Raw genomic sequence first — 26,758 nt, forward strand, 5'->3', positions numbered from 1 at the left:
TAGCGACGAAATTATTTCGATGCAAGGCGGGGGGCGACGATCATGGCTTTGTCCCCGGCTCAGCCGCTTTGCTGCAATTGTAGACCAGCCGCTCGTTCGGCGCGTCGGGCAGCAGCGCCTTGAGCGCGAGCTGGCCCGAGGCCATGCGCCGGGCGGCGTCGAGACCACCGCCGCATTGGGCCGCGGGCTGCTTGTCACGCTCGGCGCGCAGCTGGGTCATCGCGGCGAGGTCGAGCAGGTGACGCTCGGCCTGGTAGACGCCGGTCGCCGGATCGAAGCTGGCGACCGTGGCGGTTTCGTCGTCGTTGGGCACCGCGACGCGGAACCAGCCGTCGGCGCCGCTGGCATATTGGTCGCGCTGGTCGACGCAGCCGTCGGCACGCCACGACAGCGCGAGATCGGCGGTCGGCGACACGGTCACGCGGCTGCGCTGGAGATCGAGCACGCAGGTCAGATTGCCCGAGAGGTCGCCCGCCTGGGGCTTGCCTTTGCCGCCCTTGCTCGCCTCGGCCAGCAGGGCATCGGCGCGTGTGTTGATATCGGCCAGCGAGGGGCGCAGGACCCAGGCCGTCACCGCCCCGCCGAGCAGGGCCACGGTCAGCACCCCGCCAATGATCGCATCGCGCTGGCGATCCTTGGTCAGCAGGAACAGGCCGGCACCGCCCGTCGCCAGCGCGAGCAGCAGCGCCAGGCCGGCGATCGCCATGCCGTTCTCGCGCTCGCCGATCACCGCGAGCTGGGCTTCGGTCCGCGCCTTGTCCTCGGCGACCGAGGCGACACGCTGCGCTTCGAAGGCGCGTTCCTTCTCGCCCGCGGCGCGCGCGGCCTCGTCGCGGCTGAAATCGGCGAGGCTGCGGCAGGGCGCGCCGGTCGCCTGCGGCTTGGCGTGGACGTTGAGCAGGAAGCGCGAGACCTCGCGCATCGAGGCGGCGAAGTAGAATTCGGAATCGGCGTCCTGCGAGATCGTGCCGAAGGAGTTGATGCCGATCACGCGGCCGCAATTGTCGAGCAATGGCCCGCCGCTGTTGCCCGCGCCGATCGGGGCCGTGTGCAGCAGCGTGTCGAACTGCTTCGACGAGCGCCCGGCCGAGACGTTGCCCCGCGTCTTCACCGGCGCCGAGGGGGCGGTGATGTCGCCGATCGAATAGCCCTGGGCCAGGTCGACATTGCCCGGATAGCCGACCGCGTAGACGTCCTGACCGTCGGCGACGGGCCCCGTGTAGAGCGTCGCCGCCGGCAGGGTGGCGCCCGTTTCGGTCAATTGCAGCAGCGCGAGGTCGTTGCCCGGCGAGACCGCGACGACCTTGGCGAACCAGCCGTTCTTGCCCTCGGACGGCACCACGCCGATGCGGATCGTGTCGTCCTCCTGCAGCGGCGCGATGACGTGGGCATTGGTCAGGATGCGATTCGGCGCGATCGCCACGCCCGAGCCGTGGCCGACGAGCGAGAGCTGTTCGCCGTCGCGCGAGACCAGGACGATGCGCACGACGCTGCGCGCGGCCGCGGCGATGTCGGCGGGTTCTGCGGCCAGCCGTGTCGCGGGCAGGCTCACTAGCAGTCCGGCGAAAGTGGCGATCAGGGCGAAGAGACGTGCGATTCGAGCCATGCGCCGCTGTTTGCCCGCCTTGCCGCCCTGCTGCAATGCAACCACGGCGCGGCCGATCGCTTTGAACGCAAGCGCCGGGACGCGGCGGCGGCGCGCATGCGGCATGGCTTGTCCTGAGAAGGAGACGTGCCATGTATCAGGACGTGACCAAGCCGCTGCCCTCCGATGTTCCTGCCCCCGAACCGGCCCCAGTACCCGCTGACGACGACGCCCGCTGGCGCATCGCGCTGGCCAAGGACCGGCGCTTCGACGGCGTGTTCATCACCGGTGTGCATTCGACGGGGATCTATTGCCGTCCCTCGTGCCCGGCGCGCCCGCCCAAGCGCGAGAACGTCTCGTTCTATGCGACCCCCGCCGATGCCGAGGCCGCGGGTCTGCGCGCCTGCCTGCGCTGCCGGCCCGACGATGTCTCGCGCGACGAACTGGCGGTGTCGCGGGCGATCCGGATGCTCCGCGATGCCGAGGAGACGGTGCCGCTCGATATGCTCGCCGCGGCGGCGGGCTACAGCACCGCGCATTTCCAGCGGCTGTTCAAGCGCGCGGTCGGCCTGTCGCCGGCGGCCTTCGCCCGCGCCCTGCGGATCGAGCGCGCCGCCGACGCGCTGACCGCGGGCGAGAGCGTCACCCAGGCGGTCTACGAGGCGGGCTTCGGCGCGCCTTCGCGGTTCTACGAGGCGAGCCAGGCACGCATGGGCATGACGCCCTCGGCCTGGCGCGACGGTGGCCGCGGCGCGACGATCCATTGGACCGTGGTCGCGACCAGCCTGGGGCCGATGCTCGTCGCGGCGACCGACAAGGGCGTCTGCCGGCTATCGTTCGACGAAGACGGTGCGAACCTCGCGACCCGCTTCCCGCAAGCCGAGCTGATCGAGGGCGGTGACGATTTCGCCGCGCTGTTCGCGCAGGTCGTCGCGGCGGTCGAAAGGCCCGGCGATTCGCGGCACATCCCGCTCGACGTCCAGGGCACGGCTTTTCAGGAAGCGGTCTGGCAGGAGCTGCGCCGGATTCCGCCCGGCGAGACGCGATCCTATGCCGAGATCGCCGCCGCCATCGGCAAGCCCGGCGCGGTGCGCGCGGTCGGCTCGGCCAACGGCGCGAACAACGTGGCCGTGCTGATCCCCTGCCACCGCGTGATCAAGTCCGGCGGGGCGCTCGGCGGCTATGCCTATGGCGAGACGATCAAGCGCGAACTGCTGGCGCGGGAAAAAGCGGACTGAACCCGATCCTCCCCTTGCAGGGGAGGATCTGCGATCACCGTTCCAGCCGCACGGGCGTCGCCTTGAACGAAGGCGTGCGCGAGCGCGGATCGACCGCGGTGCCGACGAGCACGTTGGCTTCGGGATAGTAGGCGAGCACCGATCCGCGCGCGATGTCGTAGGCCTTGAGCGTCACGCCGGGCAGGCGGCCGTGGTCGGAGACGAGGGTCGCGGTCTCGCCTGGAGTGAAGCCGGCCGCGGCGATGTCCTCTGCGTGCATCATCACGGTCATGCGATCGGCGCCGTCGCGGTAGGAATCGGTGCGCTCGTAGACGATCGAGTTGAACTGGCCCTCCGAGCGCACCGTCGTCAGCATCAGCCCTTCGCCGCGCGGCGCGGGCAGGGGGATCGGCACGAAGGCGGCCTTGCCGCCGGGGCGGTTGAAGCGCGGCGCGTGGAGCAGGCGGCCCGCGATGTGGAACTCGCGCTTGGCCACGTCGATGTCGGCGAGTTCGGCCATGCCGGGGATCGTCCGTGCGATCGCCTCGCGGATGTGGCGGTGGCGGGCGAAAGCGGGAAAATCGATCGGGCTGCTCGGCAGCACGCGCGCCGCGAGATCGGCGAGGATCGCGACTTCGGGACGGACGTTGTCGAGCCGCTCGATGCCGCCGTCCGACAGGCGGACGAAGTTGAACATCGATTCCTGCGTGGTCGGTTCCCACTCCTCGTCGCGCGCGGTGACGGGCAGGACGATGACCTCGCCGTCGTCCATGCCCTCGACATGGCCGCGGTTGAGCGTCGTCGTCAGGAACAGGCGGAAGCCGATCCGGCTCAGCGCCTCGCGGGCGAATTCGCGGTTGGGCGTGGCCTCCAGGAGGTTGCCGCCCATGATCACCGCGGCGTCGATTTCGCCGCGCTGCGCCGCCTCGATCCCGGCCAGCGTGTCGTAGCCCTTGCTCGTCGGCAGCTTGACGCCGAAACCCTCTTCGATCGCCGCGAAGACGTCGGTGGGGAGCACGGGCTTGACCCCGATCGTGCCGATGCCCTGCACGTTGGAGTGCCCGCGCAGCGGCAGCAGGCCCGCACCCGGCCGGCCGATCTGCCCGGTCAGCAGCGCCAGGCAGGCGATCGCCTCGACCGTCTCGCTGCCGTGGGTGTGGTGGGTCACGCCCATGCCCCAGGCGAAGACCGCGTTCTGCGCCGTCGCGATCTTGCGCGCGATGCCGGCGATCGTCGCCTGGTCGAGTCCGCAGCCGCGTTCGATCGCGTCCCAGTCGGCCGCGAGCACGTCGGCGCGGAAGGCCTCGAAGCCCTCGGTATGCGCGGCGATGAAGTCCCTGGCCTCGAGGCCGGCCTCGAGCACCGCCTTGGCCAGCCCCTTGAACAGCGCCGTGTCGCCGCCGATCCGCGGCTGGAGATATTCGCTGGCGATCCAGTCGCCGCCCTTGAGCATCGAACGCGGGCTCTTGGGCAGAGCGAAGCGGACGAGCCCGGCCTCCTTGGCCGGATTGACCACGATCACCTCGCCGCCGCGCGCGCGGCAGTCCTTGAGCTTGTGGATGAAGCGCGGGTGGTTCGACGAGGGATTGGCGCCGACCACCAGGATCAGGTCGCAGCGCGTCAGGTCGGCGAGTTCGACCGTCGCCGTGCCCGAGCCGATCGTCGAGCCCATGCCGACACCAGAGGCCTGGTGGCAGTAATACGAGCAGTTGTTGACGTTGTTCGTGCCGAAGGCGCGCGCGAAGAGCTGGAACAGGAACCCGGCCTCGTTCGACGAGCGGCCCGAGGAATAGAACAGCGCGCGGTCGGGTTCGGTCTCGCGCAGTCGCGAAGCGGCGCGAGCGAGCGCGAAGTCCCAGTCGGCCACGCGGTAGCGATCCTCACCCGCGGCCTTGAACAGCGGCGTGCCGAGCCGGCCGAGATGTTCGAGCTCGTAACCGTCGAGCTCGGCGAAATCGGCGAGCGCGTGGGTCAGCACGGCCTCGGGGATCGGCGGCTGGATGTCGGTCGACTGCGCCTGGATCGACTTGTTGCAGACCGCGGGAAACTCGCCGAGCTCGTTGGTCATGCCGCCGGCCTGGCCGCCCATGCCGAGCGCGCAGGCCTTGCAGGTGTTCTTGGCGGTCAGCGCCTTGGCGCTGTTCTTGAGCCCCATCCGCTGCGCGGTGCGGAGCGCGTAAAGGATCTTCTTGGCGCCGCCGCCGACGGTGGTGCTCATGCGGCGATGTCCCAGCAGTTCATGCGGAACCTATGCCACAGGCCGAGAGGTCAGACAAAGCTGTAGGGATCGATGTCGACATTCACCCGCACACCCTGCGGAAAGTCGAATAGCCCCAGCCATTCGCGCACGATCTTCTGCACTTCGGCCGAGCGGCGCGCGTTGATCAGCAGGCGGTAGCGGTAGCGGCCGCGCAGCAGCGACATCGGCGCCGGGGCGGGGCCGAGGATCAGGACGTCGGGCAGGTTCGGCGCCTTGCCGCCGATCGCGCGCGCGGCATCGCGGGCTTCGGCCTCGTCCTCGCTCGACACGATGATCGCCGCCCAGCGTCCGAAGGGCGGGGCGCCGGCGTCGCGGCGGGCTTCGGTCTCGGCGGCGTAGAAGGCGTCGCGGTCGCCCTTGGCCAAGGCGTCGATCACCGCGGCCGTCGGGTGGCGCGTCTGGATCAGAACCTCGCCGGGCTTCTCGCCGCGACCGGCGCGACCGGCGACCTGGGCGACCTGCTGATAGGTCCGCTCGGCCGCGCGCAGGTCGCCGCCTTCGAGCCCGAGGTCGGCGTCGACCACGCCCACCAGGGTCAGGTCGGGGAAGTGGTAGCCCTTGGTGACGAGCTGGGTGCCGACGATCACGTCGATCAGCTTGCCCTCGGCGGCGGCGACGAATTCGCCGATCTTCTCGGGGCTGTTCAGCGTATCCGAGGTGACCAGCGCGACCCGCGCGCCGGGCATGATCTCGGCCACCTCATCGGCGATGCGCTCGACGCCGGGGCCGCAGGCGACGAGGCAGTCGGGCGTGGCGCATTCGGGGCAGGCCGCAGGGACGGGCACTTCGTGGCCGCAATGGTGGCAGGCGAGCCGGCGCGACAGGCGATGCTCGACCAGCCAGGCCGTGCAGTTCGGGCACTGGAAGCGATAACCGCAATGACGGCACAGGGTCAGCGGGGCATAGCCGCGGCGATTGAGGAACAGCAGCGACTGCTCGCCGCGTTCGAGCCGCGCCTTGAGCTCCTCGACCAGTCGCGGTGCCAGCCAGCGGCCGCGCTCGGGCTGCTCCTCGCGCAGGTCGACGATCGAGATGTCGGGCAATTTCGCGCCGCCGAAGCGATCGGGCAGGACGATGCGTTGGTAGACCCCGGTATCGGCCAGGTGCATCGATTCGAGCGCGGGCGTGGCGCTGGCCAGGATCACCGGAACGCCCTCGAACCTTGCGCGGATCACGGCGACGTCGCGCGCGTTGTAGCGCACGCCGTCGTCCTGTTTGAACGAGGTTTCGTGCGCTTCATCAACGACTATGAGGCCGAGCCTGGCATAGGGCATGAACAGCGCCGAGCGCGCGCCGACGACGACCTGGGCATCGCCCGAGACGATCGCGCGCCAGGCGCGGCGGCGCTCGCTGGCCTTGAGCGACGAATGCCAGAGCACGGGCGACACGCCGAAGCGCGCTTCGAAGCGGCGCAGGAAGTTCTCGGTCAGCGCGATCTCGGGCAGGAGGACCAGAACCTGGCGGCCCTCGGCCAGCGCCGCGGCGACGCCTTCGAAATAGACCTCGGTCTTGCCCGAGCCGGTGACGCCGTCGAGCAGGAACGGCGCGAATTTCTTCGCTTCGACCGCGGCCACGAACATGTCCGCCGCAGCCTGCTGATCCTCGCTCAGGGTCGGCGCCGCGAAATCGGCGCGGGCGCGCGGGTAGGGGCGGTCGATGTCGACCACGACGGGTTCGAGCAGTCCGGCACCGACCATGCCGCGCAGCACGCCTTCGGAGACGCTGGCGATCTCGGCGAGTTCGCGAATCGTCGCCTGCTCGCCGTGGAGCGCGTCCATCGCCGCGGCGCGTTGCGGGGTGATGCGCTTGGGCTCCTCGCCGGTCAGGCGGTATTCGGTGGTCGTGCCGCCGCCGCGCAGCGCCGCGCTCGAACCCAATGCCATGCGCGCCACCGAGGAGAGCGGCGCGACATAGTAGTCGGCTGCCCACTCGATCAGCCGGCGCAACGGCGCGGGCAGCGGCGGCACGGGCAGGGCTTCGAGCAGCGGGCGCAGCTTGCTGTCGGGCACATCCTTCGTCGGCAGGCGTTCCGCATCCCAGACCACGCCGACGATCTGTCGCGGCCCCAGCGGGGCGACGACGACCGAGCCCGGTTCTATCGCCATTCCCTCGGGAACGCGGTAGTCGAGCGCGCCGAGCGCGGCATTGAACACGAGGAGTCTGGCGCGATTCATCTTGCGGGCTATAGCCATTCACTGCGCATATAGGCATGGCCCACGATGAAGACGCCGGAAGAGAAGAGGAAAATCGAATGACCGCAACCGCATACCCCGTCGTCGGCCGCCGCGAATTCCTTCTGGGCACGCTCGCGCTGGGCGTCATGGCGAGCTTGCCGGGCGTCGCTTTCGCACAGGTTGCCGCCGATCCGGCCAGCGACGCCGTGCGCCGGCTGATGGTGCTCTCGACGCAGAACGCGCTGAACCGGCTCGGCCAGCCCAACGGCTTCCTGACGAGCAACGTCGCGCGCTTCGGCATGCCCGTGCTGTTCGCCAAGGGTGCGGCCACCGCGACCGGACCGCTGTCGCAGGGCGCGTTTCGCCAGGAACTGATCCAGAAGCTCAACTATTTTGCCGAAGCGGGCGCGCGCGGCGCCGTGCCGGCCATGGCCGAAGCCTCGCGCAAGCTGCCGATCCCCAACGCCACGGCGATCGTCCAGGGCCAGCCGACCGCGGCGACTTCCGCGCTGCGGCTCGAAATGGGCTCGGGCCTGGTCAACGCGCTGCGCGGGCCGATCGAGCAGGCGCTGGTCGCGGCGCAGGATCCGATCATCGCCCAGGCCGTCGCGGCGCTGCCCGGCGTGACCTTGCGCGACGTCGCCCAGGCGATCGCGCTCTCGGCCGACAACGGCATCTGGTACGAGATCGGTTCGGCCGAGGCCGAGCTTCGCGCCAATCCCGCGGCGAGCGGCGATAGTGCCCTGGTAGCCGGTCTGGCGGCCGCACGCGCCCCGGTGCCGGCACCGCTGCCGCCGGCAGCTCCGCGGCCCTGAGGGGTCGGGGGGCCTAGCCCCCCCGGCCGGCGCGGCCTATAGGGGCGCGGAATCGCCCGCAGGAGCCATCATGAAATTCTTCGTCGACACCGCCGACACCGCTGAAATCGCCGACCTTGCCGAAACCGGCCTGCTCGACGGCGTCACCACGAACCCCTCGCTGATCGCCAAGGCGGGCCGCGACTTCATCGAAGTGACCAAGGAAATCTGCGGCCTTACTTCGGGGCCGGTCAGCGCCGAAGTCGTCGCGCTCGACCATGCCGGCATGATGCGCGAGGCCGAGGTCCTGCGTAAGATCGCCGACAACGTCTGCATCAAGGTGCCGCTGACGGTCGACGGTCTCAAGACCTGCAAGAAGCTGACCAGCGACGGCACGATGGTCAACGTCACGCTGTGCTTCTCGGCCAACCAGGCGCTGCTCGCCGCCAAGGCCGGCGCGACCTTTATCTCGCCCTTCGTCGGCCGCCACGACGACAACGGCTTCGACGGCATGGCGCTGATCAACGACATCCGTCTGATCTACGACAACTACGCGTTCTCGACCGAGATCCTCGTCGCCTCGATCCGTCACCCGATCCACGTGCTCGAAAGCGCGCGCATCGGCGCCGACGTCGCGACGATGCCGCCCGCGGTGATCCGCTCGCTGTTCAAGCACGTGCTGACCGACAAGGGCATCGAAGGCTTCCTCGCCGACTGGGCGAAGACCGGGCAAAGCATCTAGGCCAGTCGATCTAAATCGGCTTTCCTCCCTGTCATCGTCATGCTGAACTTGTTTCAGCATCCATCGTGCCGCAATCTCGGGCGTCGCGTTGACGGCACAATGGATCCTGAAACGAGTTCAGGATGACGATCTAGGATAGAATTGCGCTCGAATGTCCGACGAATCCCCAGCCGACCGCTTCAAGTCCGTCCTCGCCGGTGCTTCGCGCGCGCTGGCGCATGACGCCGAGGTCGAGGTCAACTGGACGGCCGACGCGCCGAGCCAGTCGGGCAACACCTTCCGCGTGCCGATGCCCGGCCGCAGTCTGCCGCGCGGCGCGGCGATGGAAGCGCGCGGCTTCGCCGACAGCTTCGCGCTCAAGCTGCGCCACCACAACGATCAGTTGCACAACCGCCACGCGCCGGCCGAGCCGATGGCGCGCGCCTGCTACGATGCGGTCGAACTCGTCCGCTACGAGGCGCTCGGCGCCAACGACTATGCCGGCATCGCCCAGAACCTCGATGCGGCGACGACCGTGCGGCTCAACGTCGATCCGATCATCCGCGCCAAGGCCGCCGACGAGGTGCCCGTCCAGACCGCGCTGTCGCTGCTGCTGCGCGAGCGGCTGACCGGCCAGCCGGTGCCTGCCGCGGCCAAGCCCGGGGTCGAGATGCTGCGCGGCTGGATCGAGGAGCGCGCGGGCGAGGACTTCGCCGCGCTCGCCGATTCGATCGAGGACCAGAAGGCGTTCCAGGCGCTGTCGCTGAACATGCTCCAGCATCTCGAACTGGTGCGCGTCGAGCCGCAGGACAGCCAGCCCGACGATTCGGACGACAACGACGGCGACGAGGAAACCGAGGAAGACGAGCAGGGCGACAACGCCGGCGAGGAGCAGCAGCCCTCGGAGATGGCGGCCGAACCCAGTGAAGGCGACGACGACGGCGAGAGCGAAAGCGAAGCCGAGTCTGCCGACGACGATCAGGAGGCCGATGCCGGCGATGACGGCGACGAGGGCATGCTGCCCGTCCGTCCGAACCGTCCCTGGACCGACCTGCCCGACGCCTTCGACTACAAGGTCTTCACCGAAAGCTTCGACGAAGTCGTCGCCGCCAACGAGCTTTGCGACGAGGAGGAACTGACCCGCCTGCGCGCCTATCTCGACGCGCAGCTCAAGGGCCTGCAGGGCATCGTCACCAAGCTCGCCAACCGGCTCCAGCGCCGGCTCATGGCGCAGCAGAACCGCTCGTGGGAGTTCGACCAGGAAGAAGGCATCATCGATGCGGCGCGGCTTGCGCGCATCGTCGTCTCGCCGGGCCAGTCGCTATCCTACAAGATCGAGCGCGACATCGAGTTCAAGGACACGATCGTCACCCTGCTGATCGACAATTCGGGTTCGATGCGCGGACGGCCGATCTCGATCGCGGCGATCAGCGCCGACGTGCTCGCGCGCACGCTCGAGCGCTGCGGCGTCAAGACCGAGATCCTGGGCTTCACCACGCGCGCCTGGAAGGGCGGACAGAGCCGCGAGGCCTGGCTCGGCGGCGGGAAGCCGCAGCATCCGGGCCGGCTCAACGATCTGCGCCACATCGTCTACAAGAAGGCCGACGAGCCCTGGCGCCGCGCGCGCCGCAACCTCGGCCTGATGATGCGCGAAGGCCTGCTCAAGGAAAACATCGACGGCGAGGCGCTGCTCTGGGCGCACAGCCGCCTGCTGGCGCGCCCGGAGGATCGCCGCATCCTCATGGTCATCTCGGACGGTGCCCCCGTCGACGATTCGACCTTGAGCGTGAACAGCGCGGGCTATCTCGAGACCCACCTGCGCAAGGTGATCGACTGGATCGAGCGCCAGTCGCCGGTCCAGCTCGTCGCCATCGGCATCGGCCACGACGTCACCCGCTACTACAAGCGCGCGGTCACGATCATGGACGTCGAGCAGCTCGGTGGCACGATGATCGAGCAGCTCGCGGGGCTGTTCGAGGACGATTGATGCAAGTCTCCGAAGCCGTTGCCACCCGTCGCTCGATCCGCGCGTTCCGGGACAAGCCCGTAGACCTCACCGTATTGCGGCGGGTTCTCGAACGCGCGCAGATGGCGCCGTCGGGGTGCAACTTCCAGCCGTGGCAGGCGACCGTGCTCGCGGGTGAGCCGCTCCGGCGGCTGCAGGAGAAGATGCTGGCCGCGCAGCCGCAGGACCCGATCGAATACGATTTCTCCGCGCCGCAGCAATCGCCCGCGCATCGCGATCGCCTGCGCACGCTCGGTGCGGCGATGTACGGCTCGATGAACGTCGCGCGCGGCGATAGCGAAAAGCGCTGGGACATCTCGCAGCAGAACGTGGTTTCGTTCGGCGCGCCGGCGCTGCTGGTCTGCTACTTCGAGCGCTTCATGGCCGCGCCGCAATGGGCCGACGTCGGCATGTGGTTGCAGACGATCATGCTGCTGCTGCGCGAGGAGGGCCTGGATTCCTGCCCGCAGGAGTGGATGGCGCTCTATGCCCGGCTCATCAAGGCCGAGATCGGCGTGCCCGACGAGAGCCACATCCTGTTCTGCGGCCTCGCCATCGGTCACCGCGAGGCCGAGGCGCCGGTGAACAATTTCGAACGCGGCCGCGTGCCGCTCGACGAGGCGGTGCGCTTCGTGGGCTTCGATCAGTGACCGTTGCCGAGGCGGTCGTCTCGCGCCGTTCGGTCCGGGCCTTTCTCGACACACCGGTCGATGCCGCGGTGCTGCGCCGCGTGCTCGAGACCGCGCAGCGCGCGCCTTCGGGCGGCAATGTCCAGCCGTGGAACGCGGTGGTCCTGGCCGGCGATCCGCTCGCGCGGCTCCAGGCCGCGATTGCCGAGACCGTCGCGGCGCGTGGCGAACGGACGATGGAATACGACATCTATCCCAAGGGGCTCGACGGCGCCTACGAGGAGCGTCGCGTCGAGGTCGGCGAGAAGATGTACGAGGCGCTGGGCATCGCCCGCGACGACAAGCGCGGCCGCTTCGCCCAGTTCGCGCGCAACTTCCGGGCCTTCGGTGCGCCGGTTGTGATGCTCGTCCACACGCCGCGCTACATGGGGCCGCCGCAGTGGTCGGACATCGGCATGTGGCTGCAGACGGTGATGCTGCTGCTGCGCGACGAAGGGCTCGATTCGTGCCCGCAGGAGTCCTGGGCGATGTACACGCGCCAGATCCGCGAGACGGTTTCTATCCCCGAGGACCATGTGTTCTTCTGCGGCCTGGCGATCGGCCATGGCGATCCCGCAGCGCCGGTGAACCGGTTCGCGGTGCCGCGCGCGCCGCTGTCCGAAGTGGTCCGGTTCGAGGGCTTCTGACGATGCCGTCGGCGCTGCTCTGGGTGCCCGTGACCGTGGCCGCCGCGACCGCGCAGGTCTTCCGCAACGGCGCCCAGGCCAACCTGACGCAGAAGATCGGCACGCTCGGCGCGACGCAGGTGCGCTTCATCTTCGGTCTGCCCTTCGCGGCGCTGTTCCTCGCGAGCGCGCTGGCGATCCTGGGTGCGGAAGTGCCGCCGGTCGGCGCGCCGTCGCTCGGCTGGTGCGGGCTCGGCGCGCTCGCGCAGATCGCCGCGACCGCGCTGATGCTCCAGGTCATGCGCGAGCGAGCCTTCGGCGTCGCCTATGCCTATATCAAGACCGAGCCCGTGCTCGTGGCCATCATGGGCGTGGTCCTGCTCCACGACGTGCTGGGCGCGCTGTCGTGGCTGGCGATCGGCGTGGTCACCGCGGGTGTCCTGCTCGCCTCGACCAAGCCCAGCGACGCGCGGCTGCTGCTCAAGGAGGGCCGGCTGATTGTCCTCGGCACGCTCGGCGGCGGGCTGTTCGGGCTCTCGGCGATCGCCTTCCGCGCGGCGATCGAGACGCTGGGAACAGGCGATTTCGTCATCAACAGCCTGTCGATGCTCGTGCTGTCGCTGGCGATCCAGAGCGCGCTGCTCGGCCTCTACCTGGCGCTGCGCCAGCGCGAGGCCTTCCTGGGCTCGCTGCGCGAATGGCGCGTGAGCCTGGGCGCGGGCTTCCTCGGCGCGGCGGCCTCGTCGGGCTGGTTCATCGCCTTCTCGCTGACCGCGGCGGCCAATGTCCGCACGCTCGCGCTGATCGAGATGCCGCTCGCGGCGCTGGTCTCGCGGCGGATTTCGGGCAAGGGGCTGGCCGCGAACGAGTGGTGGGGGACGGGGGTGATCCTCGCCGGTCTCGCGCTGCTGCTTTACGCCCACGCGGCTTGATTCTAAGGCGCGGCCTATGACCGATGCCGCACCGCTGAAGCTGTTCAACAGCCTGACCCGCTCGCTGGAGACCTTCCAGCCCGTCCATCCGGGCGAGGCGCGTGTCTATTCGTGCGGGCCGACGGTCTACAATTACCCGCACATCGGCAACATGCGCGCCTACGTCTTCGCCGACGTGCTCGGCCGCACCCTGAGCTTCAAGGGCTACAAGCTCACCCACGTCATCAACATCACCGACGTCGGCCACCTGACCGACGACGCCGACGCTGGCGAGGACAAGATGGAGAAGATGGCGAAGGAGCGCGCCCAGTCGATCTGGGACATCGCCGCGCATTACACCGAGGCTTACTGGGCGGACATCAAGGCGCTCAACATCCGCCAGCCGACCGAATGGTCGATCGCCACCAAGTACGTCCCGGCGATGATCGATTTCGCCAAGTCCATCGCCGACAAGCACTGCTACGAACTCGACAGCGGGCTCTACTTCGATGTCGCGACCGTGGCCGACTACGGCCGGTTGGCCCGCGCCCACACCGAAGAGGGAGAGGGGCGGATCGAGGCGGTCGAAGGCAAGCGCAATGCCGCCGACTTCGCGATCTGGCGCAAGACGCCCGAAGGCGAGACGCGCCAGATGGAATGGGATTCGCCCTGGGGCCGCGGCGCGCCGGGCTGGCATCTCGAATGCTCGGTGATGAGCGGCCAGATCCTGGGCTTTCCGTTCGACATCCACACCGGCGGCATCGACCACCGCGAGATCCACCACCCCAACGAGATCGCGCAGAACCAGGCGTTCTGCTGCACCAACGGGCTCGACCTGGCGAAGAACTCGGGCGCCAACGTGTGGATGCACAACAACTTCCTCGTCGAGCGCTCAGGGAAGATGAGCAAGTCGTCGGGCGAATTCCTGCGTCTGCAGCTGCTGATCGACAAGGGCTACCACCCGCTCGCCTACCGCATGATGTGCCTCCAGGCGCACTACCGGTCGGAGCTCGAGTTCTCCTGGGAAGGGCTGGGGGCTGCGCTGACGCGATTGAAGCGGATGGTGATCGCGGTCGCGCAGCTCAAGGAGCGCGGCGTGGTAGCCGAGCAGGCGGGCGCGAAGTTCGCGCCGTTCCTCGAACGCTTCGATGTCGCGGTGGCGGACGATCTCAACACCGCGGTCGCGCTGACCGTGTTCGACGAGGTGCTCGCGCTCAAGAAGGTCGATGCCGGCGAGAAGCTGGCGGCGCTCGCGGCGATGGATGCCGTGCTCGGGCTCGGCCTGCTCGATCTCGATCGCGCCGAACTGCGCCTGCGGCCCAAGGCCGCGGCGATCTCCGAAGCCGAGATCGAGGCGGTCATCGCCCGCCGCAAGGAAGCGCGCGCCGCCAAGGACTTCGCCGCTTCCGACGCGCTGCGCGACGAACTCGCGGCGCAGGGCGTCGAGGTCATGGACGGCGATCCGCTCGGCTGGGAGTGGAAGCTCGGCGATTGACGGGCTGCGTGGCCGCTCGCACGATGCGGGCATGACCAAGACCGTAGCCGTTCTCAACGCCATGGCGCGTCCGCTGCTCGAGCCGCGCTTGCCCGACTGGATCGAGCCGCGCTGGTTCACCTCGCGCGAAGAGCTCGCCGCAGCCGCGCCCGCGGCCGAGATCGGCTGGTTCGATACGCATCACCTCGGGCCGATCGACGAGATCGTGCGCAGCGCGCGGCACCTCAAGTGGCTCAACACGCTCGGTGCCGGGGTCGAGCTGTTCCCGCTCGACCTGCTGCGCGAGCGGAGCGTGGCCTTCACCAACGGTGCCGGGCTCAACGCGATCACGATCGCCGAATATGCGCTGCTCGGCATGCTCACGATCGCCAAGGGCTATCGCGACGTGGTCCGCGCGCAGGATCGGCACGAATGGTTGCACGACGCGCCGGGCAAGGGTGAGCTTTACGGCAGCAAGGCGCTGATCGTCGGCGCGGGCGGCATCGGTCGACGCGTGGCCGAACTGCTGGCGCCGTTCGGCGTGGCGGTCACCACGATGCGCCGCACGCCAGGTCCCGATGATCTCGGCCCCGATCAATGGCGTGCGCGACTGGGTGAGTTCGACTGGGTGATCGTGGCCGTCGCCGCGACCGAGGAGACGCGCGGCATGATCGGCGCGGCCGAATTCGCGGCGATGAAGCCTGGTGCGGCGATCCTGAATTTCGCGCGCGGTTTCGTCATCGATACCGATGCGCTGCTCGAAACGCTGCGCGACGGGCGACTGGGCGCGGCCTTTCTCGACGTGACCGATCCCGAGCCGCTCCCCGCCGACCATCCGCTGTGGAGCTTCGACCAGGTCCATATCTCGATGCACCTCTCGGGCCGCTCGCAGGAGACGCTGATCGTGCGCGCGGTCGACCGCTTCCTCGCCAATCTCGATCGCTACGCCAAGGGCGAGCCTCTTTCGCACCAGGTCGACCTCGCGCTTGGCTATTGAGGCGATGACTTGCACCTAGCCATTTGATACGGTTGTCGCCGTAAGGGCGGGGGGATACCGCTTTACCGGATCGCAACGACGAAACAGGGAGGCGGGCGCTCTTCGCGCTTGCCCGAGCAGGAGCAGGTAATGGCGCACGGTGAGGGCAAGAAGGCCTCGGACCTTTTCATTGAATGCCTCGAGGACGAGGGCTGCGAATACATCTTCGGCGTGCCGGGTGAGGAGAATCTCGATTTCCTCGATTCGCTGTCGCGCTCGAAGAAGATCAAGCTGGTCCTGACCCGGCACGAGCAGGGCGCGGGCTTCATGGCCGCGACCTACGGCCGTCACACGGGCAAGACCGGCGTCTGCATCGCCACGCTCGGGCCGGGCGCGACGAACTTCGTCACCGCCGCGGCCTATGCCACGCTCGGCGGCATGCCGATGCTGATGATCACCGGCCAGAAGCCGATCAAGAAGTCGAAGCAGGGCCGCTTCCAGATCCTCGACGTCGTCTCGATGATGGCGCCGATCACCAAGTTCACGCACCAGATGGCCTCGTCGGACAATATCCCGAGCCGCCTGCGCGAGGCCTATCGCCTGGCCGAGGAGGAAAAGCCCGGCGCCACCCATATCGAACTGCCCGAGGACATCGCCGACGAGCATACCGAGGCGGTGCCGCTCAAGCGCTCGATCGTGCGCCGGCCGACTGCCGACGTGAAGTCGATCCGCCAGGCGGTCGAGGCGCTGCAGAACGCCAAGAATCCCGTTCTGGTGATCGGTGCCGGCGCCAACCGCACGATGACCTCGAAGATGCTGCTCGAATTCGTCGAGAAGACGGGCATTCCCTTCATCACGACCCAGCTCGGCAAGGGCGTTATCGACGAGCGGCATCCCCGGTTCCTCGGCTGTGCGGCGTTGTCGTCGGGCGATTTCTGCCACCGCGCGATCGAAAGCTCGGACTGCATCGTCAACATCGGTCACGACGTGATCGAAAAGCCGCCGTTCTTCATGCGCAACGAGGGCCTCGACGGTCCCGGACCGGTCGTGATCCACATGTCGACCAAGACCGCCGAGGTCGATCCGGTCTACTTCCCGCATATCGAGGTGATCGGCGACATCGCCAATGCCGTCTGGCAGATGAAGGAAGCGATCGAGCCGTCGAGCGCCTGGCAGTTCGACCACATGTTGTCCTACCGCAAGGCCGAGATCGAACACACGGCCAAGCTGGCGTCGGACGAGCGTTTCCCGATCTTCCCGCCGCATGCCGTCCAGCAGGTGCGCGACGCTCTGCCCGACGACGGCATCGTCTGCCTCGACAACGGCGTCTACAAGATCTGGTTCGCGCGCGGCTACACCGCCTGCAAACCCAACACGGTCCTGCTCGACAACGCCCTGGCAACGATGGGTGCGGGCCTGCCTTCGGCCATGGCCTCGGCGATGGTCTATCCCGACCGCAAGGTCATCGCGGTCTGCGGCGACGGCGGCTTCATGATGAACAGCCAGGAGATGGAGACCGCGGTGCGCCTCGGCCTCAACATCACCGTGCTGATCCTCAACGACAATTCCTACGGCATGATCCGCTGGAAGCAGGCCAACATGGGCTTCGAGGATTGGGGGCTGACCTACAACAACCCCGATTTCGTGAAGTATGCCGAAAGCTACGGTGCCAAGGGCTACCGCGTCGAAAGCGCCGCGCATCTCAAGGACCTGCTGGCGACCTGCCTCAATACGCCGGGCGTGCACCTGATCGACTGCCCGGTCGACTATTCGGAAAACGACCAGATCCTGAACAAGGACATCAAGGCGCTGTCGAAGGCGCTGTGAGGGATCGGGGGAGGGCGGGCCTGATCCCGCTCTCCTCCCGCCTGTTTCCCGTCCCCTCCAAAACTCCGTTCGTCACCCTGAACTTGCTTCAGGGTCCATCGTGCCGCCACAGCTGCGTTTGCCGTTCGCGGGCAGACCGGGCCCCTTGGACTTGGCTGGCCGGCGCCGGGTAGGCGGAGGAATGGACCCTGAAGCAAGTTCAGGGTGACGACATGGAGTGGTGAGGAGGGGCGGCGTCCTTCGCGCTCACACCTCCTCCAGCAACAGCAGATCCACCTCCACGCCGAGCCTGACCTCGGGCAGAACCGCGTGCGTCACCGAAACCACCGCCGCATCGGCCACGAGTTGGCCGGGAATCGTGAATTCGTGCTCGGGCAAGGTGGTGATGAAGCGCTCGCCGGCCGCGACGGCTTCGGCACCGGTGAAGACGAGCGAAACCGTATGGCGGGTACCGGAGAAGGTCACGCTGGCCCAAGGACGCTCGACGTGGCGTACCAGTTCGGCTTTTCCGCCGGCCAGCCGCTGCAGCGTGGAAAGCAGGGCGCGCCAGGGCCGGCGCAGGCCGGGAACGCGGTTACGCATGATGGTTCTCCAAAGAGGCGCCGTCGTGACGATAGGTGTTCATGAAGCGGGTGATTCGCTCGGCCGTCGCGGCGCGGGGCTCGCGGCCGTTGCGAAGATCCTCGACGAAGCGCGGGTCGTGCGCCGCGAGTCGGCCGAACTTCGTCCAGGGCATCCCGGTCTCGCGCAGGAACTTCTCGATCTGTCGCAGCAACATGGGTCCTCCCTCGCAATTTTGCGCGAATCAATGTTCCATATTTGTTCCAATCGGAATCCTACTTGTCTAGGAAAAATCCTACGCGTAGGATCGAGGTCATGGCTGCTTCCGAACCGCGTCAGCGCCTGCTCGAACTGGCGAGCGAACGGGGGGTGAGCCTTGCCCAGCTATCGAGCATGATCGGGCGAAACCCCAGCTATCTCCAGCAGTTCGTCCGCAAGGGAAGTCCGCGCAAGCTCGAGGAGAACGACCGCGCCATGCTCGCGCGCTTCTTCGCCGTGGCTGAGGCGGAACTTGGCGGTGCGGAGGAAAAATCCTCCGAATCGGACTGGATAGATGTTCCGCGCCTGCCGCTCGGCGCTTCGGCCGGGCCGGGTGCTGCGATGGAGTCCGAGCGTCCGATCGGCGTTCTCCGCTTCGCGAGAAGCTGGCTGCGCCGGCAGGGGCTCGAACCGCAGCGGCTATCGGCCATCACGGTCGAGGGCGATTCGATGGAGCCGGTCCTGCGCGATGGCGACGAAATCCTGGTCGACGTCACGCCGCGGGCCTTGCGCGATGGTATCCACGTCGTGCGCGTCGACGGCATGCTGCTGGTCAAGCGGCTCGAAACCGGGCGGCCCGGACTGGTGGTGCTGCGCAGCGCCAATCCCGCCTATGACCCGATCGAACTGGCCGCGCGCGAGCTTGCCGTGGTGGGGCGCGTGGTCTGGAAGGGCGGGCGGCTCTAGGCTTTCCTACGGCCGGCGGCGACACTAGGCTTGCGCCCGGGCCGATCTCGCCATCGCGCGTCCGGCGTAAGGTGACACTTGGCTCTCTCTGGACCTGTCGCCTTTGTCACCTTCGTCACCTTGTGCGGCGATCCGTCGGGGCGGGCGTGGGGACGCGGCATTGCAATCGCGCGCCGGTCCCGCCATCTCCCCGGCATGACCGAAGCCAGCCAAACCCCGATGCGCGTTGCCATCGTGCCCGTCACCGCTTTCGAGCAGAACTGCTCGCTCGTCTGGTGCACCAAGACCATGCGCGGCGCACTGGTCGATCCGGGCGGCGATCTCGACAAGCTCAAGCTCGCGCTCGAGAAGACCGGCGTCACGCTCGAGAAGATCCTCGTCACCCACGGTCACATGGACCACTGCGGCCAGGCGGGCGTGCTCGCCAAGGAACTCGGCGTGCCGATCGAAGGGCCGCACGAGGGCGATCGCTTCTGGATCGAGAGCCTCGACGATCCCGCCAAGCGCTATGGCCTCGAAGGCGAGAGCTTCGAGCCCGACCGCTGGCTGGTGAACGGCGACCAGGTGACCGTCGGCGACCTGACGCTCGACGTCGTCCATTGCCCGGGCCACACGCCGGGGCACGTCGTGTTCCATCACGCGCCGTCGCAGGTGGCGCTCGTGGGCGACGTGCTCTTCGCCGGGTCGATCGGCCGAACCGACTTCCCGCAGGGCAATCACCAGGACCTGCTCGATTCGATCACCCAGCGCCTCTGGCCGCTCGGCGACGAGGTGACCTTCGTTCCCGGACACGGCCCGACGAGCACCTTCGGTCAGGAGCGCCGGACGAACCCCTTCGTCGCGGATTCGCGCTTCGGCTAGAACTTCCCCAGCGCGATCAGGATAGCCGCCACGGCGAGGCCGAGCAGGGTCAGCATGGTGACGAGCGTGCCGACGCCGCGCAGCGCCTGCAGGCGGCCGCCGTCCATGCCGAGCGCGTGGCAGACGCGGCCGAGCATGAACACCGCGCCGACCACAGCCAGCCAGTTCGCGCCCCTGGTCGCCAGATCGATCGCTCCCATCAGAATCAGCACGAGCGGCGCATTCTCGATGAAATTGGCGTGGGCGCGCATGCGGCGCGTCAGCGCCTCGTTGCCGCCGTCGCCAACCGAGACCTTGGCAGCATGGCGGACCTGGCCGACGCGGATCGAAAGCCAGAGGTTGATCACCGCGGCCGCGGCGGCCAGGCAGAGCGTGGTCTGAAGAAGCATGTTTCCCCCGTGTTTCCCTATTGATGCGCTCGCTATCGTGCTCGCCCTTGCAACGCACGCGAAAATCGCTATAGGCGCCCCTTCGCTGTTGCCGGGCCCCGGTTGCGGCGCAAGAGGCTGCAAATACGCAGGCTTGTGCGCCGATAGACCATGGCCTAGGGCGGCCTTCAGAAAACGTGATTAACTACTGGAACAGGTGCCGACATGGCTGTCCCTAAAAGAAAAACCTCTCCCTCCCGCCGGGGCATGCGTCGTAGCCATGACGCGCTGAAGGTCGAAGCCTTCCACGAGTGCGGCAACTGCGGTGAACTCAAGCGCCCGCACAACCTGTGCAACGCTTGCGGTCACTACAACGGTCGCGAGATCATCGCGGTCGGGCTCTAAGCCCACAAGCCCAGGAAACGCACGATGAGTCTACCGCGTATCGCTGTCGACGCGATGGGCGGTGATGAAGGCGTGCGCGTGATGGTGGAGGGCGCCGCGCTCGCGCGTCGCCGCCACGATCGCTTCAAGTTCCTGCTGGTCGGTGACGAGACGCGGATCAAGGCTGCGCTCGACAATCATCCGAACCTGCGCGGCGCGTCCGAGATCCTCCATTCGACCGACGTCATCAGCGGCGAGGACAAGCCGAGCCAGGCTCTCCGCCGCGCCAAGACGACGTCGATGGGCATGGCCGTCAATGCCGTGAAGGCGGGCGATGCCGGCGCTGCGGTCAGCGGCGGCAACACCGGCGCGCTCATGGCCATTTCCAAGCTCGCGCTGCGCACGATGCCAGGCATCGATCGCCCCGCGCTCGCAGCGCTGCTCCCTACTCTGGGCGACAACGACGTCGTCATGCTCGACCTCGGTGCCAATACCGAGTGCGACGCGCGCAACCTCATCCAGTTCGCGATCATGGGCTCGGCCTATTCGCGCGTCGTCACCGGTCGCGATTCGCCGCGCGTGCGCCTGCTCAACATCGGTACCGAGGACATGAAGGGTACCGATGAACTGCGCGATGCCGCGACCATCCTGCGCAAGGCCGCTGCCGATCTCTCGATGTCGTTCGACGGCTTCACCGAGGCCGACAAGGTCTGCCGCGGCGATGTCGACGTGGTCGTGACCGACGGTTTCTCGGGCAATATCGCGCTCAAGGCGATCGAGGGCACGGCCCGCTTCGTCGGCGACCTGTTGCGCCGCTCGTTCTCGAGCTCGCTGCGTTCGAAGTTCGGCTTCTTGGTCTCGCGCCCGGCGACCGAACTGCTCAAGCACCATCTCGATCCCAACAACCACAATGGCGCCGTGTTCCTCGGCCTCAACGGCATCGTCGTGAAGAGCCACGGCAGCGCCAATGCGGTGGGTGTCGCCAACGCCGTCCACGTGACGGCCAGACTTCTGGAAGAAAACGTGACCGAGCGGATTACCGCGGACCTGGCCCGTGTGGGCGAAGAAAGCCTGAAGATGAAGCGTGCCCCGGCCTCCGCTGCGACCACGGGGGACGCCGCCTGATGCGTCGTTCGGTTCTGATGGGGACGGGCTCGGCCCTCCCGCGCCGCGCGCTCGGCAATGCAGAGCTCGCGAAGATGGTGGATACCAGCGACGAGTGGATCGTCGAGCGTACCGGCATCCGCAACCGCCACGTTGCCGCGCCCGACGAAACCACCTCCACCCTCGGCACGGCCGCGGCGCGTGCCGCGATCGAGGCGGCGGGCATCGATGCCAAGTCGATCGACCTGATCGTCCTCGCCACGGCGACGCCCGATCAGACCTTTCCCGCCACCGCGACGATCGTGCAGAACGCGCTCGGCTGCAACGGCGGTATCGCCTTCGACGTCGCCGCGGTCTGCTCGGGCTTCCTCTATGCTCTGGGCGTCGCCGATTCGATGCTCGTCTCGGGCGCGGCCAACCGCGCGCTGGTGATCGGCTCGGAAACCTTTAGCCGCATCCTCGACTGGGAAGACCGCACGACCTGCGTTCTCTTCGGCGACGGCGCCGGCGCGATCGTGCTCGAAGCGCGCGACGAAGCCTCGGACCAGCCGCGCGGCGTGCTCTCGACCAAGCTCCACGCCGATGGCGCGCACAACCAGCTGCTTTTCGTCGACGGCGGGCCGTCGACCACGGGTACGGTCGGCAAGCTGCGCATGCGGGGCCGCGAGGTCTTCCGCCACGCCGTGACCAACCTGTCTTCGGTCCTGCTCGAAGTCGTCGAGCAGGCCGGCGTCGCGATCGAGGACATCGACTGGCTCGTGCCGCACCAGGCCAATGCCCGGATTCTCGAGGCAACCGCCAAGAAGCTCGGCATGTCGCCGGCCAAGGTCATCATGACCGTGGACCAGCACGCCAACACCTCGGCCGCCTCGGTTCCGCTCGCGCTCGACGCGGCGATCCGCGATGGTCGGATCAAGCAGGGCGATCTCGTCATGCTCGAAGCGATGGGCGGCGGTTTCACCTGGGGCGCAAGCCTCCTGCGGGTTTAGCCGCACCACTTCCGATCCGTTCGACCCATACCTCGCAGTGCATTGCTTTTTAAAAGAATCCCCATTACCCCTGCGAGGGGGTCGCGTTTAAGGGGATAGGGGCTTTATGCGCTCCACGGAAACGCTTACGCGCGCAGCGATTGCGGAGGCGATCAACCGCAAGCTTGGCTTGTCGCGGGCGGAATCGCTCGCGATGGTCGAGGCGATCTTGGATCATATGTGCGAAGCGCTCTCCAAGGGAGAGAACGTCAAGATTTCTGGCTTCGGCACGTTCTTGCTTCGCGACAAGGCCGAAAGGATCGGCCGCAATCCCAAGACTGGTGTCGAAGTGCCGATCACCCCACGTCGGGTGCTCACCTTCCGCGCCAGCCAGATGCTCAAGGATCGGATCAGCGGCAAATGAACGAACAGTCCAACTTCCCCGATTTCGATGACGGCAAGGCACCCGATGCCTTGCGAACGATCGGGGAGGTGGCTGCCGCGCTCAACATCCGCCAGCACGTCCTGCGCTATTGGGAAGAGCAGTTCCCAATGCTCAAGCCGATCAAGCGCAGTGGCGGTCGGCGCTATTATCGGCCCGAGGACATCCAGCTCGTCGCGACGATCGACCGTCTCGTGCACAAGCAGGGCTATACCCTGCGCGGCGCGCGTCTGGCGATCGAGGGCGGTGAGGGCAAGGCCGGGCAGGAAGCCAAGCCGGCGCCGAACCCGGTATCCGCCGATATGGTTTCGCAGCTCGAATCGATCCGCAACACGCTCGCGGCCGCTCTCGCCGCCGCCTGAGCGCGTCTATTTCGCCTGCCGCTTCATCTCGGCATAGGCGGCTTCGCGCGCCTCTGGCGCCAGGGCCTCGAGATAGCGGCTCGCATCCTTGTAGGTCAGGAACGGGCGATCATCGATGATGATCGGCACGGTGCGGCCATTGTAGATGCGCCGCAGCAACCGCCTTTGCGGCCGGCTCAGCGCCGGATCCTCGGTCGCGATCTGCTTCTCGGTGTCGCTCAAGCCGGTTCCGGCCCCAGCTCCGAATCGAGATCGCGCGGGCGCGTGAGCTGGACCAGGCGCGCGCCGCCGTCTTCGAGCTCGCTCCAGGTCGCGATGTCGAGCTCGAGCTTGGCGAAAGCTGCGGTGGGAAACTTCTCCTCGACGATGTCGCGCAGCGGATTGCTGCCGTCGTCGGGGACGAGATCGAAGATCAGGTCTTCGAGCCCCGGATTATGCCCGACCATCAGGATCGTCGTGGGATCGCCTTCCTGTTCGCGCAACAGGTCGATCAAGGTTGCCGAACTCGCGAGGTAGATGCGTCGATCCCAGCGCACCTGCGGGTTGATCTTCGCCGCCTGGGCGCCGAGCTCGATCGTCTGGGCCACACGCACCGCGGGCGAGGCGATGATTCGCTCCCAGTAGATCGGCTGCTGCGCGATGTGCAGCCCCATGATCGCCGCGCCCTTGAGCCCGCGCTTGTTGAGTGGGCGATCGAAGTCGCGTGCGGCGCGATCGTTCCAGTCGGACTTGGCGTGGCGCCAGATACCCAGGGTTTTCATGGGCGATTCTTCACGCGGGTTTTGCGGGGGCAGCGTCGGTCGTCACGGGATCACCTGAAACACCGCTGGCCACCCGTTGTAAAGCCTCGTCGAGCGTGAGGCGACGCACGGGCGTACCCGGCGGGAAGGCGGTGAGCAGCCGCGAGGGGAATGCCGAGGACAGGACGACGAAATGGCCGTGATCGGCGCGGCTGCGAATCAGCCGGCCAAATGCCTGGGCGAGGCGCGCGCGGATGATACGGTCGTCATAGGCCGAACCACCCCCCGCAAGACGCCGGGCACGGTGGAGAATCGAGGGCTTGGGCCATGGGACTTGTTCCATCACCACCAGTCGCAGCGAGTGCCCGGGTACGTCGACCCCGTCGCGGAGCGCATCGGTACCGAGCAGCGAGGCGCGCGGATCGTCGCGGAAGATGTCGACCAGCGTGCCCGTGTCGATCGGATCGACGTGCTGCGCGAACAGCGGCAGGCCGCCGCGGGCGAGGCGATCGGCGATGCGGCCATAGACCGCACGCAAGCGCCGGATCGCGGTGAACAGGCCGAGCACGCCGCCGCCGGTCGCCTCGATCAGCCGGCCATAGGCGGCGGCCAGGGCAGGAATATCGCCTTTGGGCACGTCGGTCACGATCAGCACCTCGGCCTGGGCGCCGTAGTCGAACGGGCTGTCGAAAGCTGCCAGCCGCGGTGCGACGTCGATGTGCGGGGCACCGCTGCGCGCGATGGCCGGGTCCCAGTTGTCGCCGTCGCGCAGCGTGGCCGAGGTGACCATGACGCCATGCGAGGGTTCGAGCACTACGCGCGCGAAGGGCTTCATCGGATCGAGCCAGCGCCGGTGCAGGCCGATGTCGAACTCGCGCGCATCGCCACGATCGACCGCGAGCCAGTCGACGAATTCGGGATCGGCCGGGCCGCCGAGCCGGTGGAGCAGGGCTTCCCAGGCCGAGAGCAGGTCGATCCGCCAGGCGAGCGAATGGCGCGCGCCCTCGATTCGCGCGCGGCCCGGGCCATCGAGCCAGTCGGGTGGATCTTCCAGCAAGGCTTCGAGCCGGAGCCCGAGCCGCATCAGTGGCTGCCGCAATTCCGCCAGCGCCGCCTCGGCCGCCTGGGACATCTCGATGAAGGGACCTTCGAGCTGCGCCGCTTCGGTTTCGAGGCCGTAGCCGGCTTCCTGGCCGCCGCTCTCGTCGCGCGCATAGACCGTCGCCCGCACCGCTGCGAACAGCTCTTCGAGCGGTCCGACGGGAAGGTTCTCGCTCAGGCGCTGCAGCCAGCCGTCGCTGGGGAGCGCCTCTGCAGCATGGGCTGCGGCGGCGATCGCCTTGGCGCCCTGCTCGTCGTAGCTGGCAATGTCGGCGAGGCGTGCGGAGAGCCCGCGGCGACGGCCTTTCGAGCCGCGCTCGGGGCCGAGAACCCAGCGCTTGAGCTCGATCGTCTCGGCGCCGGTCAGTGCCGCGGCAAAGGTCGAATCGGCGGCCTCGAAGACGTGGTGGCCCTCGTCGAAGATCAACCGCGTCGGCCGCGCGGCGTGATCGCGGCCGCGCGCGGCGTTGACCATGACCAGCGCGTGGTTGGCGATGACGAGATCGGCCTGCGCGGAATTGCGCGCGGCGCGCTCGATGAAGCACTTCCTATAGTGCGGGCAGCCGGCATAGACGCATTCGCCGCGACGGTCGGTCAGCGAGGTGATGCCGCGCTGGCGAAACAGCGTGCCGAGCCAGCCCGGCAGATCGCCGCCGATCATGTCGCCGTCCTGGGTATAGGCTGCCCAGCGCGCGACGAGTTGCGCCAGGATCGCCGCGCGACCGCCGAAGCCGCCCTGGAGCGCATCCTCGAGGTTCAGCAGGCAAAGATAGTTCTCGCGGCCCTTGCGCACCACGACGGGCGGGCTGCCGTCGGCGCGGTGCATGGGCCAGGCGCGGCGGCTCTCGCGACGCAATTGGCGCTGCAGGGCCTTGGTGAAGGTCGAGACCCAGACCGTGCCGCCCGATTGCTGCGACCAGACCGATGCCGGGGCGAGATAGCCGAGCGTCTTGCCGATGCCCGTGCCCGCCTGGGTGAGCAGCACGTGCGGCGCAGCCTCGCGGCGGCGCGGCGTGAAGGCATGCGCGGTCTCGGCCGCATAGGCGCGCTGGCTCGGGCGCTGCTCGGCCGTGTCGCCGGTCAACAGGGAGAGCCGATCGAGCACGGCCTGCTCGTCGAGCGTGACCTGCGCCGGCTGCGGACGATCGGGCGCTTCCTCCCACTCGGGCAGTTTGGAGAACAGCCAGCGCTCGGCGCGCTCGGGCTGGGCTATGCGCGAGGACAGAGGGCCGGCCCAAGGCCAGCGCATGCGGATCAGCGATTGCAGCACGCTCCACGCGCCTTCGCGCTCGGGCCAGTCGGGGCTCTCGCAGGTGTCGAGCAGGGCAGCGGCGGCGGCTTGGAGCAGCGCTGGGACGCCATCGTCGCCGTGGGGCTCGGGCAGGCCGAGCGCCGAAGCCAATCCTTTCGGGGTGGGCACCACGAACCGTGCCGGATGGATGAAGGCATAGAGCTCGAGCAGGTCGAGCCCCGAGAGATCCGGATAGCCGAGCCGCGTCGCGACCAGCGGGGCGTTGAGCATGAGCAGCGGCGTATCGGCCGCCGCCATGATCGCCTCGCCCTTGCCGAGCCCGCGCGTCACCCCGATCGCATCGCGCAGCCACACACCGCCATGGCTGGCGTGGATGGCGGGAAGGGGAAGGGCGGCCATGTCGCGTCGTTAGAACGAAACTGGAACCAATTG

At 68.1% G+C, this 26,758-nt stretch carries 26 protein-coding genes; 17 read left to right on the forward strand and 9 right to left on the reverse strand.

Going from position 1 to position 26,758, the window contains the following annotated elements; all coding sequences use genetic code 11:
- Nucleotides 1-40 precede the first annotated feature (40 nt).
- On the reverse strand, nucleotides 41-1,711 hold the full coding sequence (locus tag WG901_RS02340; RefSeq protein ID WP_339585409.1) for a S1 family peptidase: 1,671 nt from the start codon (nucleotides 1,709-1,711) through the stop codon (nucleotides 41-43).
- Between the two features lie 26 nt (nucleotides 1,712-1,737).
- Here WG901_RS02340 and WG901_RS02345 point away from each other — a divergent pair, with 26 nt between their 5' ends.
- A complete protein-coding gene (locus WG901_RS02345) occupies nucleotides 1,738-2,823 on the forward strand; it encodes a bifunctional transcriptional activator/DNA repair enzyme AdaA (RefSeq protein ID WP_339585410.1) in 1,086 nt (361 codons plus the stop codon).
- A gap of 34 nt (nucleotides 2,824-2,857) precedes the next feature.
- Here the strand turns inward: WG901_RS02345 and WG901_RS02350 are convergent, their stop codons facing one another.
- Complete coding sequence (locus WG901_RS02350; protein ID WP_339585411.1) at nucleotides 2,858-5,020, reverse strand: FdhF/YdeP family oxidoreductase; 2,163 nt, start codon at nucleotides 5,018-5,020, stop codon at nucleotides 2,858-2,860.
- Nucleotides 5,021-5,070: 50 nt separating this feature from the next.
- The gene (locus WG901_RS02355; RefSeq protein WP_339585412.1) at nucleotides 5,071-7,236 is read right to left on the reverse strand and encodes a primosomal protein N'; all 2,166 of its coding nucleotides are present in this window, start codon (nucleotides 7,234-7,236) and stop codon (nucleotides 5,071-5,073) included.
- A 77-nt stretch (nucleotides 7,237-7,313) separates the two neighbouring features.
- Between WG901_RS02355 and WG901_RS02360 the strand changes: the two genes are divergently transcribed.
- The 9 genes from WG901_RS02360 (at nucleotide 7,314) to WG901_RS02400 (ending at nucleotide 17,238) form a co-directional block, all read left to right on the forward strand.
- Nucleotides 7,314-8,051, forward strand: coding sequence for a DUF4197 family protein (locus WG901_RS02360; protein WP_339585413.1), 738 nt, complete (start codon nucleotides 7,314-7,316; stop codon nucleotides 8,049-8,051).
- A gap of 70 nt (nucleotides 8,052-8,121) precedes the next feature.
- Entirely contained in the window at nucleotides 8,122-8,772 is a 651-nt protein-coding gene (gene fsa / locus WG901_RS02365) for a fructose-6-phosphate aldolase (protein WP_339585414.1), read from the forward strand.
- Nucleotides 8,773-8,923: 151 nt separating this feature from the next.
- Complete coding sequence (gene cobT, locus WG901_RS02370; RefSeq protein WP_339585415.1) at nucleotides 8,924-10,738, forward strand: cobaltochelatase subunit CobT; 1,815 nt, start codon at nucleotides 8,924-8,926, stop codon at nucleotides 10,736-10,738.
- Entirely contained in the window at nucleotides 10,738-11,406 is a 669-nt protein-coding gene (locus WG901_RS02375) for a nitroreductase (RefSeq protein WP_339585416.1), read from the forward strand. The genes cobT and WG901_RS02375 overlap by 1 nt, the downstream gene beginning before the upstream one ends.
- On the forward strand, nucleotides 11,403-12,071 hold the full coding sequence (locus WG901_RS02380) for a nitroreductase (RefSeq protein WP_339585417.1): 669 nt from the start codon (nucleotides 11,403-11,405) through the stop codon (nucleotides 12,069-12,071). Before WG901_RS02375 ends, WG901_RS02380 begins: the two co-directional genes overlap by 4 nt.
- A gap of 2 nt (nucleotides 12,072-12,073) precedes the next feature.
- The gene (locus WG901_RS02385) at nucleotides 12,074-12,982 is read left to right on the forward strand and encodes an EamA/RhaT family transporter (protein ID WP_339585418.1); all 909 of its coding nucleotides are present in this window, start codon (nucleotides 12,074-12,076) and stop codon (nucleotides 12,980-12,982) included.
- 16 nt (nucleotides 12,983-12,998) lie between these two features.
- Nucleotides 12,999-14,456 (forward strand): cysteine--tRNA ligase, encoded by a 1,458-nt coding sequence (cysS, locus tag WG901_RS02390; protein WP_339585419.1) that lies wholly within the window; start codon nucleotides 12,999-13,001, stop codon nucleotides 14,454-14,456.
- A gap of 31 nt (nucleotides 14,457-14,487) precedes the next feature.
- Entirely contained in the window at nucleotides 14,488-15,432 is a 945-nt protein-coding gene (locus WG901_RS02395) for a D-2-hydroxyacid dehydrogenase (RefSeq protein WP_339585420.1), read from the forward strand.
- 129 nt (nucleotides 15,433-15,561) lie between these two features.
- Nucleotides 15,562-17,238 (forward strand): acetolactate synthase large subunit, encoded by a 1,677-nt coding sequence (locus tag WG901_RS02400; protein WP_339585421.1) that lies wholly within the window; start codon nucleotides 15,562-15,564, stop codon nucleotides 17,236-17,238.
- Nucleotides 17,239-17,484: 246 nt separating this feature from the next.
- Here the strand turns inward: WG901_RS02400 and WG901_RS02405 are convergent, their stop codons facing one another.
- Both WG901_RS02405 and WG901_RS02410 read right to left on the reverse strand, forming a co-directional pair.
- Nucleotides 17,485-17,820, reverse strand: a complete 336-nt coding sequence (locus WG901_RS02405) for a hypothetical protein (RefSeq protein ID WP_339585422.1) — start codon at nucleotides 17,818-17,820, stop codon at nucleotides 17,485-17,487.
- Entirely contained in the window at nucleotides 17,813-18,016 is a 204-nt protein-coding gene (locus tag WG901_RS02410; protein WP_339585423.1) for a hypothetical protein, read from the reverse strand. Before WG901_RS02410 ends, WG901_RS02405 begins: the two co-directional genes overlap by 8 nt.
- Nucleotides 18,017-18,114: 98 nt before the next feature.
- Between WG901_RS02410 and WG901_RS02415 the strand changes: the two genes are divergently transcribed.
- Together WG901_RS02415 and WG901_RS02420 are read left to right on the forward strand one after the other, a co-directional pair.
- Nucleotides 18,115-18,744: a S24 family peptidase gene (locus tag WG901_RS02415; RefSeq protein ID WP_339585424.1), complete on the forward strand. Its 630-nt coding sequence runs from the start codon at nucleotides 18,115-18,117 to the stop codon at nucleotides 18,742-18,744.
- A 195-nt stretch (nucleotides 18,745-18,939) separates the two neighbouring features.
- On the forward strand, nucleotides 18,940-19,605 hold the full coding sequence (locus tag WG901_RS02420; RefSeq protein WP_339585425.1) for an MBL fold metallo-hydrolase: 666 nt from the start codon (nucleotides 18,940-18,942) through the stop codon (nucleotides 19,603-19,605).
- On the opposite strand, the gene WG901_RS02425 is transcribed toward WG901_RS02420, so the two are convergent.
- Nucleotides 19,602-19,994, reverse strand: a complete 393-nt coding sequence (locus tag WG901_RS02425) for an MAPEG family protein (RefSeq protein WP_339585426.1) — start codon at nucleotides 19,992-19,994, stop codon at nucleotides 19,602-19,604. The two genes, WG901_RS02420 and WG901_RS02425, sit on opposite strands and share 4 nt — an antisense overlap.
- Nucleotides 19,995-20,198: 204 nt before the next feature.
- Between WG901_RS02425 and rpmF the strand changes: the two genes are divergently transcribed.
- From rpmF to WG901_RS02450, 5 genes are all read left to right on the forward strand, one after another.
- Entirely contained in the window at nucleotides 20,199-20,378 is a 180-nt protein-coding gene (rpmF, locus tag WG901_RS02430; protein ID WP_217401048.1) for a 50S ribosomal protein L32, read from the forward strand.
- A gap of 24 nt (nucleotides 20,379-20,402) precedes the next feature.
- Nucleotides 20,403-21,482: a phosphate acyltransferase PlsX gene (plsX, locus tag WG901_RS02435; protein ID WP_339585427.1), complete on the forward strand. Its 1,080-nt coding sequence runs from the start codon at nucleotides 20,403-20,405 to the stop codon at nucleotides 21,480-21,482.
- Nucleotides 21,479-22,450: a beta-ketoacyl-ACP synthase III gene (locus tag WG901_RS02440; RefSeq protein WP_339586629.1), complete on the forward strand. Its 972-nt coding sequence runs from the start codon at nucleotides 21,479-21,481 to the stop codon at nucleotides 22,448-22,450. Before plsX ends, WG901_RS02440 begins: the two co-directional genes overlap by 4 nt.
- Before the next feature lie 106 nt (nucleotides 22,451-22,556).
- Nucleotides 22,557-22,853, forward strand: a complete 297-nt coding sequence (locus WG901_RS02445) for an integration host factor subunit alpha (protein ID WP_264442780.1) — start codon at nucleotides 22,557-22,559, stop codon at nucleotides 22,851-22,853.
- The gene (locus tag WG901_RS02450; protein ID WP_339585428.1) at nucleotides 22,850-23,233 is read left to right on the forward strand and encodes a MerR family transcriptional regulator; all 384 of its coding nucleotides are present in this window, start codon (nucleotides 22,850-22,852) and stop codon (nucleotides 23,231-23,233) included. The genes WG901_RS02445 and WG901_RS02450 overlap by 4 nt, the downstream gene beginning before the upstream one ends.
- Nucleotides 23,234-23,239: 6 nt before the next feature.
- Here the strand turns inward: WG901_RS02450 and WG901_RS02455 are convergent, their stop codons facing one another.
- Genes WG901_RS02455 through WG901_RS02465 form a run of 3 tightly spaced genes read right to left on the reverse strand, consistent with a single transcriptional unit; the run spans nucleotide 23,240 to nucleotide 26,725 of the window.
- Complete coding sequence (locus tag WG901_RS02455) at nucleotides 23,240-23,455, reverse strand: hypothetical protein (protein ID WP_339585429.1); 216 nt, start codon at nucleotides 23,453-23,455, stop codon at nucleotides 23,240-23,242.
- Nucleotides 23,452-23,994 (reverse strand): SixA phosphatase family protein, encoded by a 543-nt coding sequence (locus WG901_RS02460; RefSeq protein WP_339585430.1) that lies wholly within the window; start codon nucleotides 23,992-23,994, stop codon nucleotides 23,452-23,454. Before WG901_RS02460 ends, WG901_RS02455 begins: the two co-directional genes overlap by 4 nt.
- A 10-nt stretch (nucleotides 23,995-24,004) precedes the next feature.
- Nucleotides 24,005-26,725, reverse strand: a complete 2,721-nt coding sequence (locus WG901_RS02465) for an ATP-dependent DNA helicase (protein ID WP_339585431.1) — start codon at nucleotides 26,723-26,725, stop codon at nucleotides 24,005-24,007.
- Between the last annotated feature and the right edge of the window lie 33 nt (nucleotides 26,726-26,758).

Origin of the sequence: Novosphingobium anseongense (genome assembly GCF_037482895.1) — a bacterium.
In the GTDB taxonomy this organism is placed as follows: domain Bacteria; phylum Pseudomonadota; class Alphaproteobacteria; order Sphingomonadales; family Sphingomonadaceae; genus Novosphingobium; species Novosphingobium anseongense.